The organism is Amycolatopsis sp. (genome assembly GCF_035546795.1).
Lineage (GTDB): Bacteria > Actinomycetota > Actinomycetes > Mycobacteriales > Pseudonocardiaceae > Amycolatopsis_E.
Window position 1 is genome coordinate 55,662 of record NZ_DASZWC010000006.1, and the last position, 13,075, is coordinate 68,736.

The following is a 13,075-nucleotide window of genomic DNA, read 5'->3' on the forward strand; positions in this document are numbered from 1 at the left end:
CAAGATGTGATGGTGCGCAATCATCTTGAGGAGCCCGAGCTTGGCGCGATCGTCAGCCGGTACGTCACGCCCGGCGGGCGCCACCTCAAACTGTCCGAGGCTGGTGTGCTCGCCATGGATCAGGAAACCCGTGCACAGTTCGGTCGCGCACTCGCCACTGACGCCCGTGCGATCACCGATCACGAGTTGGCCGAACTGCTCAGCTACGAATGGGGCGCAAGCCTGACTGCCGCGTGGCTCATCGCTCTCGACCGCCGAACCGTTCATCGCGATCGCATCAGGGAGCTCTTGCTTGCCAGCGAGATCGTGCGTGCTGGTCAGGGGTATTGCCTTGCCCTGGCACGCTTCGGCACCCCAGAGGATGCAGGGATTCTTGCCGAATATCTGGACAAGTACCTGCCGCGGACCGATCTGCGCCACGACCAGTTTTCGGCACTCGGCGCTTTGCTGTACCTCGATTCGCAGCTGGGCACCAACAAAGCCGCACGGTACCTCGACGGCGATTGGCAGAAGTGGCTTGCGATGGGACCGACGATGCAACTCGTCCCGGACATGGAATTCCACCTGGTGCGGAAGCTGTGCTATCTCGCCGACCGGTGGATGGGTAGCGTCACGTGACTGGGACTCGGCAACGGCTTCTAACCCCACAGCCGTAGCGGTGGGGCCAGAAGTCATGGTCGAGACGGTCACCAGCGCGTCAGTCCTGCTCGGCGAACAGGTAGGCGTATTCGTCGACGTCGGCCGCCGTGGCCCAGCGGTAGCCCTCGACGAGTTCCCCGGTGGCGCTGTAGGTGGGCAGTACGGCGGACGGGTCGAATGCCTCGATCGGCAGCCCGACGAACAACGGTGAGCCGGGAACATGCGCGAGCCGAACCACGTCGACAGCGCCGCCGGTGGCCGACACGAACACCCAGACCTGGTCCGGACTGGTCGCGATCGGCTGGCTTGGGGTGAGCATTGTGGACAGTCCTCTCCTGTGAGAAGAAAGGGGAATTGCGGAATCAGGCAGCGTTTTTCTTGGTACGCAACTGGCGTGCGTATTCCACGAGGGAATAGATGTGCGCGTCGGTGAGGTACGCGGTTTTCATACGGCGGGGGAAGCCGCCTTCGGCCAGGAGCAGCGCCACGCCCCGTTCTTCCGGGGTGATGGTGGACGCGTCGTAACCCTGGCTGGCCCAGCCACGGCCGAGAATGATGTCCGAGGACGAATCGGTGGTACACCGGTAGGCCATCCGGTAGCCGAACAGGTCCCGCAGCGACGTCGGGATGATGTCGGCCGAAGGTCGTTGTGTCGCGGCAACCACGATGATCCCGGCGGCCCGGCCGCGCGCCACGAGATCACGCAGCAGGCGCACGAAGACGTCCTGCTGGTCCTTGGTGCCCATCGTGGCCGAGAACAAAGCCAGTTCATCGATGACGACCATGATGACGTCGATGGGGTCACGCCGGTCGATCTTGCGCCGCCGGACCCGATCGAGTTCGCGGTAGCGGCGGTTCATCTCCTCCTGGAGACGTTCCAAAGCGGACAGTGCACCGTCGATGTCAGGGCCGACGAACAAGTCGGCGACGTCTCGCCACAGACCGAGTTCGACCTGTTTTCCGTCGAACAGCCACAGCGACAGGTCAGGGCAGAGCGCCCCGTGCGCCACGATGTTGTTGAGCCCCACGGACTTTCCCGCACCGGGTTCCCCGGCGAGCAGGATGTTGCGCCAGATCAGTTCAAAGTCGACGCCATGCCCGTCCTCGTAGATGCCGAGGTGTACCGGGTCGTAGATGGACAGTCCCGCGACGGGGATGGTTTCCTTCCTGGACAAGGTTTTCCTCCCTCAGTCGATGTAGTCGGACAGGTCTTCGCCGTTGACCACCACGTCCGGCTGCTTCTCAGCCGGACGTTTCAGGGGAGTGATGGTGGCGCCGGAAATGGGCTCGGTGGTCTCCAGCGGTGCCCGACCGCCGAACAGGGAGCCGATCTTGGCCAGTGGTGAGTCGATCGGTGTCGACTTGTCGAGCGGGTCACGTCGCACGACATCCACCGCGAACAGGGTGGACAGTTTCCGCACGGTGTGCACCCGTGCTTCCCGGGCGTAGCAGGCCGGAGCGATGTACTCCAGCACCTCTTCCAGGTCGCCGGAAGACGAGCCAGCGCGAGCCCACAGCCAGACGCGTTCGCCGGTCTTGGTGGGTCGGGCCCAGAGCATGAACGGCAGCGCGCCGTCCAGATTCGTTGTGCGCGGCCGAGATTGCCGCAGACACGTCCGCAGCCGGTGACGGTCCACCACGCACCAAACGCGGGAGAACACGAACCACCGTGTCTGCGGAATGACAGCGATCAGCACGAGCAAGCCCGTGAAGATCACCCAGGGCCACACCGGCCCAAGCTCGTGCCGCAGCCAGCCCATACCCAGCAGGAATCCGACACCGAGCACGATTTCGGCCCGCCAGCGGATCAGCAGGCAGAACAGCACGACGGGCCACGCCCGCTTGGGCGCTTCCCAGATTTCCATCACATCGAGCCGTCGCATGCGGCGCGAACCGCGGCTAGACTTCGCCATGACTCTTGGCCTCCAAGGCAGAGTTGCTGGGCGACGCGGGGCCGGGCAGGAACCGCCAAGAACCGGACCGGCCCCGTGTCACTCGTGATCAGACAGAAGTGGTGCTGTACAAAAAGGACCACAATGCTTGCCGAAGGCGGATAAGATCCGCTCCGGTCCGGATTCTCGGGTAGCCGTGTTCCTGGAGCACGGCGGCCACGTCGGTCAGCAGGCCGAAGGTGAATCTCGGGTCATTCCGATCCAGGGTTTTGATCGGATATTGCACGTTGTCGTTGAGCACGATTGCTCCTCGGTGCTTTCGTTGGGATAGCTCAGGAAGCCGACTTCGAGCCGGTCACGGCCTTGATCTCGCTCGCACGAAACGCCACGCCGTTGCGGCCGTTCTGTGCCCAGGGGATCGCTTGCAACTCGACCGGGGTGACAGGCGAACCAATCGAGACCTTCGGCGGCGCGGGAGCCGCCACAGTCACGCTGATCACCTCAGCCCCGCCGTTGTCCATCGCAACCAGCTGCACAGACCACATAGGAATGTTCGTGCTGCGCTCAACACGCTGCACACCGTTCTGGTCCGTCTTCGGCTGGGCCTCACGCCCCACCGTGAACGTGACCTGACTGGTGTCGATCATCAATCGCATATCTGTTGCCCTCCAAGGCAGTTACTTGGTTCCACCGTCCGCTCCGGGTCGCGGTATGTAGCGGTGTGTAGAACCAAGATCTCTCGGAAGGCGGGGACCACTTCACCACACAGAAGGACTTCTCAGGACGTCTTCATGTGGCTAAAGTCGTCCCTATGGGGAATGAACGACTTCGCGACGCGTTGTCGGCCGCCGGGGTCCCGGCCGACACGTTGGCAGCAGAGCTTGTGGTTGACCCGAAAACGGTCGAGCGGTGGATCACCAAGGGCCGCGCGCCCTACCGGAAGTACCGCCGTCAGATCGCTGCCCGGCTGCACACCACGGAAAGCTACCTATGGCCCGATGCGCTCAGCGACGAGGAGGCCGCGTCGGTCAGCCAATCGGAACTGGTGACGTTCTTCCCCCACCGCAACTCCATCCCTACGGGCTTGTGGGACCGAGTGCTGGGCGATGCGACCGAGCGGGTGGATATCCTCGTACACGCCGGACTGTTCCTTGTGGAGCGCCCGGACTTCGTACGATCACTGGTCGCCAAGTCCCGCAAGGGATGCAGCATCCGCCTGATCTTCGGCGATCCCGCCAGCCCGGAAGTCACCCTGCGCAGCGAGGAAGAACGACTCGGCCGGCATACCCTCGCCGCCCGCATCCGCAACGCCCTGGCGTTCTACCGGCCACTGTTCGAAGTGGACGGTCCCGAGTTCCGTTTCCACCGCACGACCCTGTACAACTCCATCTTCCGCCTCGACGATGAGATGATCATCAACACGCACGTGTACGGCGTCCAGGGCGCACACGCCCCCGCGATGCACCTGCGGCGGTTGTCCTCGGGCAGCCTGTTCGACACCTACGCCCAGAGCTTCGAAGAGGTCTGGAAAGCTTCGAAGCCCGCGACACTCGAAGAGGTCGACCTTGACGCGGACTGACTACTTCAACGACCCCAACGCGCCGAAGGCCAACAGCATCGGGGTTGCTGTCAGCGCCTTCACGCTCAACGAGCGCGGCGAACTGCTGATGATCCGGCGCACCGATAACGATCTCTACGCCCTGCCGGGCGGCAACCTCGAACTCGGCGAGACGCTGAGCGAAGCCCTCGTACGCGAGGTATGGGAGGAAACCGGGGTCACGATCGAGGTCACGGAACTACTCGGCGCCTACTCGAACCCCCGACACGTCATCGCCTACGACGACGGCGAGGTACGCCAGGAGTTCTCCATCTGCTTCCGCGCGACTCCGACCGGTGGGGACCTGCGCACCAGCTCGGAGAGTAAGGAAGTGCACTGGGTGCCGCGCGAGCGGATCGAGGAGCTGAACATCCACCCCTCGATCCGCCTGCGCATCCAGCACGGCTACGAACGCCGGAAGACAGCGTTCTTTCAGTGATCCCGCCGGGCTTCGGTCCGCTCGACCGCTGCGAGCCGGGCATCCCATGACCGATCGATAGCCCGGCTCACCGGGTGATCGGGGCCGTAGCGTTCCTTCACCTCGGCCATGCGCTCCTGGAACGTCAGCGTCTGCCCGTCCGGCCCGGTGGTCATGTCGGCCCACCAGAGCGCGTCCCGCTCCGAGGACAACTCGTCCTCGTAGTCGTCGAGCAGATGCTCTAGACCAAGCACTTCGGCATCCTGCCGCGCCGCCGAGTGGTAGGCGACCAGGTGCACCACCCGGTCCGGCGCATCGATCGACTGGAGGTAGCGGGCTCCGTCGATCGGGTGAAAACTCACCACCGCCAGGTCCGGCGCATAACCGACGTCATGCAGCAGCGCGGCCACCTCGACCAGCTCCGCGTCGACCCCTGGAGTGTCCTTGAGCTCTCGCGCCCGCTTCGCGACGCCCTGGACATGCGACCAGCGCCGAGGAAGGGCCTCCGCCAGCTTCTCGGCCGCCACGTCATGCGCCCAGCTCACCCACGACACAGCCCGACCGTACCGAAGCCCGGCGCACACGGCCGCCGCCGTGCGGGTGGATCAGCGCGGAGACTCCAGCCGCAGCCACCGGCGATCACCGAGGGGACTGCCCTTGACCGCCGCCTCCCCCGAGACCGGGCGCGGTTCGAGCGGAAGAACGTAGACACCCTTGGCGCGGACCACCCGCACCAAGCCGCGGGACGCCAGCAAACGCACCGCGTTCCGCGTCGTCCCCAGCGCCACTCGATACTCCCGCGCCAACCTCGCCTCCGCAGGCAACCGCGTGTTCGGGCCCAACTCGCCCGACCTGATCCGCTGCTCAAGGTGGTCGGCTATCTGCTCGTACACGTACCCGACAGGCTCGGGTTCGAACGGAAACGACATCAGGAACCTCCGGTGTGGTCGCAGTGAACTTCCAACTGCCGCCAACCGCCGAACCCAGCTCACCCCACGCCGGCATCCACCGACCAGGCCAAACACTGAACACAACTCACGGAGCGGCCCCGCCTTCCAAGGAACTCATCAGCGCCGTGCTCCCCGCAGGATCCAGACCCGCCGCACCAGGACGCGACACACAGCGTATCCCATCTTGGGATATTGGCAAGCGCTGCGGTCGGCTCATCCCGTGGAGAAGTCGATCTACTCGGCCGAATACCAGCAGGTGTGCCAACTCCTGCGCGAACTCCGGCACGAAGCAGGGTTGACTCAGATGCAGGTCGCCGAGCGGCTTGGGGTGCCCCAGTCGTTCGTCAGCAAGTATGAGGCCGGCCAGCGACGGCTGGACATTGTCGAATTGCGCCACGTCGGCGAGGTTCTAGGTATATCAATTGTCGCGATGTTGACTCGCCTTGACCTGAGGTGGACCGCAGGAAAATAGCCGAAATCGCTTGTCGCTACTTACGAGAATATATTAGCCGTCTATTCCGTCTCTTTTCCCGTTTTTCCCAGTTAAGGAAATCTATCCCTTGGGTTGCACGCTGCGCAGATAATTCGGCGACGTCGAGGAGCCATACATCAAACCTCTGCGAGGCCCTGTCTGGGATGGTCTCATTCTCGAACAAGAGATGAGTGAAGCGTAGATTTTGCAGCTTATTAATCTGCTCCTTCAGTTCTACCTCATCTCGTGCGACCAAAAAGTAGGCAGACTTTCTGTCACGGCAGAATTCGGTTATCTCGCGCACCAGACCTTCGAGTGCTTGCGCTTCCGCTGGCTCGTCTACCTTCAAGTCTTCCAGCTTCGATGGCGCAATAGTACCCGCCGCTTTGTTTACATCTTCGACCATCACGCGCTGGGAACCAGATTTCTCAGACACACCCCGATTTCGGGCCTCCGTGATGGCTCCGGAGACTAGCCTCAGGTAATCGCGCGCTACTCCGCCAGCGGCTAGCACCAATCTCTTTCGAGCATCCTCTGTAAACAGAAGCTCAAAATCGACATTCGCCTTCTTTGTTACCTTTGAAACTATTAACTCCAGAAACTCCTGGGCGGATCTGAAATATTGAAGGCCACGATCTAATGCGACCTCGTGGGCGTCATGGCCAATTTGCATTCCTCTTGGTGGATCACCTGGTATATATGTGACGGTCGAGTAGCGGATGCTGCCAATTTTCAACCATAGGCCCGTATCTTTCACCAGTCGATGAAGATAGCCCAAGACTTCCGGTTGATCACTCCTGGCTATTTGATATAGATCATCAACAAATATGAAGCCGCCGCTAACCAGGGTGACAGATCGAGTAATTAAGTCACGGAATTCCGTCAACGCCCGTTCCAAATACTGATCTTTCGTCCCCTCGACGACTTCAGATGCGACAGTTCCGGACTTTGATCCCTTATTGGCCTTGACTCCAAGCGAGACTATCTCAACCTTTGCGCCCGCAGACATCCCTGCATCAGAGTTCTTTTCGTAAGAAACTGTCCACTCCACGCGTCGGTCTATCGGCGCGAAGCGCAAAGCTTCCAATTGATTTACGGAATGCTGGAGTCTGACAAGTAGACGCTTTTGGTCGGCGGGAATTCTCTTCAATAACTGCTTCCATCTTGGCATTTTCGGATTTATTTTGTTGTGGACGGCTTCCGTCAGCCCCTTCATTACCTCAAGCACTGCGCTTACCAACACATCCGGATAGCTCAGGTTTGAGTAGATCTGTTGGTCGATCCAAATACTTGCACGACCGTTATCGCGCAAGTCCCGCTGCAAATATCGAAGCAGGCTGGATTTCCCGGATCCGCGCTGTCCAAATATAAAGTGGTGGTAGTCTGCAGCTGCAATTTCCCCACCTTTAGGTTGGACAAAGTCGTCCGGAGAGCCCTGTGGTTGGGCACGTGTCGCAGGCTGAAGCAACTGGACGAGACTAAGCGCTTCACTACTATTGTAGAGGCCCTCAGGGAAATCGTGTTGGTCATTACTCATCTGAGAATTCTCTTTCGGTTATTTTTATGTCTGGTGAGAACTTTCTTTACGTCTTCAAGCCGCCCTGCCGGGCGGGCGCGCGGGCCGAACTGGCGCGCGGCCGAGCTGTCCCGCTCCGCTCGGCACGGCCGCGCAGAACGCCGTCGGCCACCGCGCGCACGGGCAGAGCGACAGGAACGCCCGAAGTACCCAGAGCAGGCCGCCGCCGGAACGGGCCACCTTCCCGCGATCTCGGCATGGTCAAAGCCGGGCCAGGCGCCGTCAACCCCGCTGCGCGCCGATCACGCCTGGAGTGGTCGCTCTGCGTCCGGAAAGTCACGGAACGTAGGTCGCCGGTGAGGCGTGATCGGTTACAGGGTTGACGGCGCCCGTCCCGGCTGTGGGCGGCTGTGGATCGCGGGAAGGTGACGCCTGGTTGGTGGCCCTTGGCGGACCAATGAGCGCGGGTCGCCGGGCGAGCGGCGCTGCGGTTGTGCTGCACCGGAACTGCACCCAATGAACCGAAACGGACCCAGGAGAGTGGTCGTCAACCACCGTTTGCAGTTGTTAAGAGTCGAGCTCGCGGACGATGTTCCGGGTCACTCGGCGGTGTCCGGAGTTGCTGTCCCAGATCAGCGGGTTCGGGGTTCGAGTCCCTGTTGGCGCACCATCACCCCAGGTCAACGGCCTGGGGTTTTTCTATTTCCCCGTTGACTCGCAGTCACACGTGGCCAGTCAGCCCTCGCCCGAACCTTCGCTCCGCTCCGGAACTTGGCCGCCGCCGATGGTGAGATGCCGCACCGTGGGGGTCTGGGGGCTCGGCCCCCAGAAGAAATGACGAACCCCACCGGGGAAAGCCGCGAAGCGGCGACCACGGTGAGGCCATTGGGGTGAGTGACGGGACTTGAACCCGCGACTTCCTGGACCACAACCAGGTGCTCTACCAACTGAGCTACACCCACCAAGCGAGGAACCGGACTCCGGTCAACCTCGGCTGCAATATCGTAGCGTGCCTCCTCGGGCGCCTTGAGGCGGGGCGCTCACTGCAGGTGTTGCTGCACTTCGGCGGCTGCCGCGCGGGCTTCGTCGCTGGACGGGCCCGGCTGCGGCACGAACGCGGTCCGCCGGTAGTAGTCCAGTTCGCCGATGGATTCGCGGATGTCGGCGAGTGCGCGGTGGGCGAGGCCTTTTTCCGGCTTTGCGTAGTAGATCCGCGGGTACCAGCGCCGCACGAGTTCCTTGACCGACGACACGTCCACCATCCGGTAGTGCAGGTGTGCGTCGAGCGCGGGCATGTCGCGGGCGATGAAGCCGCGGTCGGTGGCGATGGTGTTACCGGCGAGCGGGGCGCTCTTGGCTTCGGGCACGTGTCCGCGCACGTACTCGAGCACGCGTTGTTCGGCTTCTTCGAGAGCGACCGTGGAGCGGCGGACTTCCTCGGTGAGCCCGGAGCGGGCGTGCATGTCGCGGACCACATCGGGCATGTTCGCGAGCAGGTCGTCCCCGGCGTGGATGACGAGGTCGAGGCCTTCGCCGAGGATGTTGAGCTCGGCGTCGGTCACCAGGACGGCGATTTCGATCAGTGCGTCTTTGGCGAGGTCGAGCCCCGTCATCTCGCAGTCGATCCAGACAAGACGGTCGGTCACCCGTTGACCCTAACGCGCCGCCACGGCGGGTCCCGACCGACACAGCGGAACGGGCCGCCCCGACCACGGCCCGTTCCGCTGCCTCGAGTGAGGTTCAGTCGTTTTCGATCTGGCTGACGATGGTCTTGGCGTCGTTGATCGGGATGGCGAAGCCGATGCCGACGGATCCGCTGGAGCCGGACGGGCTGTACATCGCCGAGTTGATGCCGATGACCTGGCCCGCCATGTTGACCAGCGCGCCCCCGGAGTTGCCCTGGTTTATGGCCGCGTCGGTCTGGATCGCCGTGTAGCTTGGCGAATCGCTGGTCCGGTCGGCGGTCTGGCCGTAGGGCGAGGAGCCCTCGTCGCCGGTGCCGATGTCGGACAGGTTCCGGTTGAGCGCGCTGACGATGCCCGACGTCACGGTGCTCTGCAGGCCACCGGGCGAGCCGATCGCCACGACTTCTTGGCCCACCTGCAGCCGGCTGGAGTCGCCGAGCGTGGCGGCGGTCAGCCCGCCGGCGCCCTGCGCCTGCACCACCGCGATGTCGGCGGTGGTGTTCGAGCCGAGCACGCTGGCCTGGTATTTCGTGCCGTCGTTCAGGGTCACGGTGACGCTGCGCGCGCCGGAGACGACATGTGCGTTGGTGAGGATTTTCCCGTCGGAGCTCAGGATCACCCCGGAACCGATGGCCTCGCCCTCGGAGGTGGTCACGTTCACCTGGACCACGCTGGGCAGCACTTTCGCCGCCACTGCGCTGACATCGGTGCTGGTCGAGCCGCTGACGGTGGTCGCCGTCGCGGTCGACGCGGTGCCCGCCGAGCTGCCGTCGAGGCCGACGATGGCCGCCCCACTCGCGCCGCCGACCACCGCGGCCGCAACGGCGGTGGCGGTGACCAGTACCGCCACTTTGCCCTTGCGGCGCGGTGGCCGCGGCGGGGCGAGCACGGGCCCGGCCTGCTGCGGGTCGTACGGATGGGGATAGCCGTGCTGCGGCTGGTATCCACCCGTGTGGCCCGGCCGGACGTCGTTTTCGCTCATGGCACCGAGATTGGTCCTCGTTGTTGTGAGAACCCTGTGGAAAAACCCGGGAATCAGCTGAGAAGAATCAGCTGAGAATCCTCAGCGAAACCTCCTCGGCAGGGGCGGCCAGTGCCAGCGGTCGTTCGCCGCCAGCTGTTCGGCCAGCGCGGACCATTGTTGTGGCGTAACGGTTCCGGCGGGCACGCGGGGATCGATACCCACGGCACGGAGGTTGCCGGGCGCGAGCTTCCCGGCCCGGGCCGACGGGCTCCGGTAGGCGTTGTCCAGCAGTGTCCACAATGCACGCTCACCACGGGTGCGCCGACGTTCGAGTACGACCAGCGCCGAATCGACCTGTGGCGGCGGGGAGAAGCAGGCGGCCGGAATCCGCCGCACGAAACGAATGTCGAACCGGGCCGTCCACCACGCCTGCCCCGCGTCGCGCGGAACAGCGGCGGTGACGCGTTTGGCGAAACCCCACTCGACGATCAGCGCGGCTCGCCGCAACTTCGTGCGTTGCGGGTCGAGCAACCGCCGGAACAGCAGAGTCGACAGCGCGTAAGGGATGCTGGCGACCACGCTGAACTGCCGCGCCGGCAACACGAAATCGCGGATATCGGTTTGCACGACGCGCAGATTCTCGCGGCAGGCGAAGCGCGAGCGCAGGACGTCGGCGAACTTCTGGTCCCGTTCGATCGCGAGGACCCTGGCGCCGGTTTCCACCAGATGGGTGGTGATGGCACCCTGTCCCGCGCCGAACTCGACGACGAGATCGGTGCGGGAGAGCGGGCAGGACTGGACGAGCTGAGCGGCGATCCGCGGTGTGGCAAGGAAATGCACACCGGAAGAGCGCCGGGCACGAGGTGCCGCGGGCATGGGAACTCCACGTCATGAGAAGGGATGTGGGCTCATGACGCAGCGACTGGAAGAGGACGTGCGAGAACCGCTGACCCTGCGTGTCAGCGAGAAAGGTGAGCAGCCGCTGCGTTCAGACGGCCGGCGTCCAGGGCCGCCGGGCCGCGAAGCAGAGCTGGCACAAGGTTCCCATGCGCCCGAAGCTAACAGCGGGGGCAACCGGTTTTTCCGGCCGCCCGGAATTGTCGGTGGGTGTCGCTAGTGTTCCCGGTATCGAGATCGACTGAGGGGAGCAGGCCCATGACCAGCACAATCAACCACCCGACGGTGCTCACACCGCGCGGGGGCTTCAGCCTCGCGGCGTCCGCGCGGTTCCTGGAGGGGTTCACGCCGGCCGCCCGGCCGGACGCCGCCGACGAGCCGGGTGCGCTGCGGCTCGCCTTTCCGGTCGAGCGCGGCTGGGAGCACGCCGGTGTGCTGGTCAGACAGCGAGCGCCGAGCGAGGTGGAGGTGTACGTCGAACACGGTCCACCGGATCCCGCCGTGCGCCAGGTCCGGCGCATTCTCTCCCTCGATGTCGACGGCGCCGGATTTTCCCTTGTGGCGCAAGAGGATCCGGTGGTCCGGGCGGCGCAGGCCGAGTTTCCGGGGCTGCGGCCGGTGCTGTTCGGCTCACCGTACGAGGCGGCGTGCTGGGCGATCATCGGCAATCGCATCCGGATGACCCAGGCGGCGCGGATCAAGCGGCGCCTCGCGGAGGAGCACGGGGCCACGCTCGAGGTCGCGGGCCGGCGGCTTGCGTCTTTCCCCGAGCCGGAAGTGCTGCTGTCGATGCCGAAGCCGGCCGGGCTGGCCGATATCAAGATGGACAGGCTGCGCGCGATGGCGCGCGCGGCACGGGATGGTGTGCTGGATGCGGAGAGCCTTCGCGAGTTGGACGCGGAGGAAGCGATGCGGCAGTTGCGGCGGCTGCCCGGGATCGGGCCGTTCTCCGCGGAGCTGATCCTCGTTCGCGGCGCGGGGCATCCGGATGTGTTCCCGGCGAACGAACATCGCCTGCACACCCAGATGCGCGAGGCCTACGGGCTGCCGGAGGCGGATGCCGCCGAGCTGGCGCGGGTCGCGGAGGGCTGGCGGCCCTACCGCAGCTGGGTCGCCCTGTTACTGAGGTCGAGACGAGAGGCGGAGCCGGTGCCCGAGCCACGCAATCGCGAACTGTGAGACGTGTACCGGTCCAGCGGTCTGCGAAACGGATGGGGGTGGTGACAGGAAGCAGACAGCGGATGTGGTGAGCTGCGAGCGTGCTTCTCGCGGACACGATCGACTCGGGCTCGCCTTCGGGGATTTTCGGCGCACAGCCGGATCCGACGGTATGGGTGCCGTTCGTGACCGGTGGGCTGGCGTTGTTGTTGGTGCTGTCCGGATCGCCATGGCGGCTGGCCCGCAACGTGGTCACGATCGTGCACGAGGCCGGGCACGGGTTGATCGCCGTGCTGGTGGGTCGTCGGCTGCAGGGCATCCAACTGCACTCCGACACCTCGGGGGTCACGCTGTCACGCGGCAAGCCGACCGGGCCGGGAATGGCGCTGACCTCGCTCGCCGGGTATCCGGCGCCGGGTCTGCTCGGGCTGGCGTTCGCCGGCCTGGTGGCGGCGAACCGGATCACGGTGCTGCTCGGGCTCGCGGCTCTGCTGCTGCTCGGAGTGCTGGTGATGGTGCGCAACGCCTACGGCGTGCTGTCCGTGGTGCTCACCGCGGTCGGGCTCGGTGTGGTGGCGCTGGTGGCCGGGCCCGAGGTGCAGTCGTGGTTCGTGTACCTCATCACGTGGTTCCTGCTGTTCGGCGGCATCCGTCCGTTGTTCGAGCTGCAGCGCAAACGGCGCCGGGGCGCGGCGCGTGACTCCGACATCGACCAGCTGGCCCGGCTCACCGGTGTGCCTGCCGCGTTGTGGTTGCTGATCGTCGGGGTGCTCGGCCTGAGTTGCCTGCTCGTCGGTGGCATCTGGCTGCTCGAGCCCGCGCTACAACCCTGAGCTGGTCGTACGGCACACTGGAGAGACGCGATCCAGCGTGCTGGGCTGTCCTGT

17 protein-coding genes and 1 tRNA gene are annotated in these 13,075 nt (G+C 64.5%); 6 read left to right on the forward strand and 12 right to left on the reverse strand.

Annotated elements, in window-relative coordinates:
- Positions 1-9 precede the first annotated feature (9 nt).
- On the forward strand, positions 10-618 hold the full coding sequence (locus tag VHD82_RS07155) for a DUF6000 family protein (RefSeq protein WP_325698327.1): 609 nt from the start codon (positions 10-12) through the stop codon (positions 616-618).
- 79 nt (positions 619-697) lie between these two features.
- On the opposite strand, the gene VHD82_RS07160 is transcribed toward VHD82_RS07155, so the two are convergent.
- The 5 genes from VHD82_RS07160 to VHD82_RS07180 all read right to left on the reverse strand — a co-directional run bounded on the left by VHD82_RS07160 (position 698) and on the right by VHD82_RS07180 (position 3,178).
- A complete protein-coding gene (locus VHD82_RS07160) occupies positions 698-958 on the reverse strand; it encodes a hypothetical protein (protein WP_325698330.1) in 261 nt (86 codons plus the stop codon).
- A 43-nt stretch (positions 959-1,001) separates the two neighbouring features.
- Positions 1,002-1,814 carry an FtsK/SpoIIIE domain-containing protein gene (locus VHD82_RS07165; RefSeq protein WP_325698333.1) on the reverse strand — a complete coding sequence of 271 codons (813 nt, stop codon included), beginning with the start codon at positions 1,812-1,814 and terminating at the stop codon, positions 1,002-1,004.
- A 12-nt stretch (positions 1,815-1,826) separates the two neighbouring features.
- Positions 1,827-2,522, reverse strand: a complete 696-nt coding sequence (locus VHD82_RS07170; protein ID WP_325698336.1) for a hypothetical protein — start codon at positions 2,520-2,522, stop codon at positions 1,827-1,829.
- Positions 2,523-2,640: 118 nt separating this feature from the next.
- Positions 2,641-2,832 (reverse strand): hypothetical protein, encoded by a 192-nt coding sequence (locus VHD82_RS07175; RefSeq protein WP_325698339.1) that lies wholly within the window; start codon positions 2,830-2,832, stop codon positions 2,641-2,643.
- Positions 2,833-2,863: 31 nt separating this feature from the next.
- Positions 2,864-3,178, reverse strand: a complete 315-nt coding sequence (locus VHD82_RS07180) for a hypothetical protein (protein ID WP_325698342.1) — start codon at positions 3,176-3,178, stop codon at positions 2,864-2,866.
- Between the two features lie 164 nt (positions 3,179-3,342).
- Here VHD82_RS07180 and VHD82_RS07185 point away from each other — a divergent pair, with 164 nt between their 5' ends.
- Both VHD82_RS07185 and VHD82_RS07190 read left to right on the forward strand, forming a co-directional pair.
- Positions 3,343-4,110, forward strand: coding sequence for a DUF5919 domain-containing protein (locus tag VHD82_RS07185; RefSeq protein ID WP_325698453.1), 768 nt, complete (start codon positions 3,343-3,345; stop codon positions 4,108-4,110).
- On the forward strand, positions 4,097-4,567 hold the full coding sequence (locus VHD82_RS07190) for an NUDIX domain-containing protein (RefSeq protein ID WP_325698345.1): 471 nt from the start codon (positions 4,097-4,099) through the stop codon (positions 4,565-4,567). Before VHD82_RS07185 ends, VHD82_RS07190 begins: the two co-directional genes overlap by 14 nt.
- Here the strand turns inward: VHD82_RS07190 and VHD82_RS07195 are convergent.
- Both VHD82_RS07195 and VHD82_RS07200 read right to left on the reverse strand, forming a co-directional pair.
- Positions 4,561-5,100 carry an HD domain-containing protein gene (locus VHD82_RS07195; protein ID WP_325698350.1) on the reverse strand — a complete coding sequence of 180 codons (540 nt, stop codon included), beginning with the start codon at positions 5,098-5,100 and terminating at the stop codon, positions 4,561-4,563. The genes VHD82_RS07190 and VHD82_RS07195 overlap by 7 nt on opposite strands.
- 51 nt (positions 5,101-5,151) lie before the next feature.
- Entirely contained in the window at positions 5,152-5,475 is a 324-nt protein-coding gene (locus VHD82_RS07200) for a winged helix-turn-helix domain-containing protein (RefSeq protein ID WP_325698353.1), read from the reverse strand.
- Positions 5,476-5,716: 241 nt separating this feature from the next.
- Here VHD82_RS07200 and VHD82_RS07205 point away from each other — a divergent pair, with 241 nt between their 5' ends.
- Positions 5,717-5,968, forward strand: a complete 252-nt coding sequence (locus VHD82_RS07205) for a helix-turn-helix transcriptional regulator (RefSeq protein ID WP_325698356.1) — start codon at positions 5,717-5,719, stop codon at positions 5,966-5,968.
- Positions 5,969-5,984: 16 nt separating this feature from the next.
- Here VHD82_RS07205 and VHD82_RS07210 read toward each other — a convergent pair whose 3' ends face one another.
- From VHD82_RS07210 to VHD82_RS07230, 5 genes are all read right to left on the reverse strand, one after another.
- Entirely contained in the window at positions 5,985-7,505 is a 1,521-nt protein-coding gene (locus tag VHD82_RS07210) for a hypothetical protein (RefSeq protein ID WP_325698359.1), read from the reverse strand.
- Positions 7,506-8,370: 865 nt separating this feature from the next.
- A tRNA-His gene (locus VHD82_RS07215) sits at positions 8,371-8,446 on the reverse strand.
- A gap of 78 nt (positions 8,447-8,524) precedes the next feature.
- A complete protein-coding gene (gene orn, locus VHD82_RS07220) occupies positions 8,525-9,130 on the reverse strand; it encodes an oligoribonuclease (protein WP_325698362.1) in 606 nt (201 codons plus the stop codon).
- 94 nt (positions 9,131-9,224) lie between these two features.
- Positions 9,225-10,151 (reverse strand): S1C family serine protease, encoded by a 927-nt coding sequence (locus VHD82_RS07225; RefSeq protein ID WP_325698365.1) that lies wholly within the window; start codon positions 10,149-10,151, stop codon positions 9,225-9,227.
- An 81-nt stretch (positions 10,152-10,232) separates the two neighbouring features.
- Positions 10,233-11,009, reverse strand: a complete 777-nt coding sequence (locus VHD82_RS07230; protein WP_325698368.1) for an rRNA adenine N(6)-methyltransferase family protein — start codon at positions 11,007-11,009, stop codon at positions 10,233-10,235.
- Positions 11,010-11,288: 279 nt separating this feature from the next.
- Here VHD82_RS07230 and VHD82_RS07235 point away from each other — a divergent pair, with 279 nt between their 5' ends.
- Together VHD82_RS07235 and VHD82_RS07240 are read left to right on the forward strand one after the other, a co-directional pair.
- Positions 11,289-12,209, forward strand: a complete 921-nt coding sequence (locus VHD82_RS07235) for a DNA-3-methyladenine glycosylase 2 family protein (RefSeq protein ID WP_325698372.1) — start codon at positions 11,289-11,291, stop codon at positions 12,207-12,209.
- Positions 12,210-12,331: 122 nt separating this feature from the next.
- Positions 12,332-13,021, forward strand: a complete 690-nt coding sequence (locus VHD82_RS07240; RefSeq protein ID WP_325698455.1) for a M50 family metallopeptidase — start codon at positions 12,332-12,334, stop codon at positions 13,019-13,021.
- The last annotated feature ends 54 nt before the right edge of the window (positions 13,022-13,075 follow it).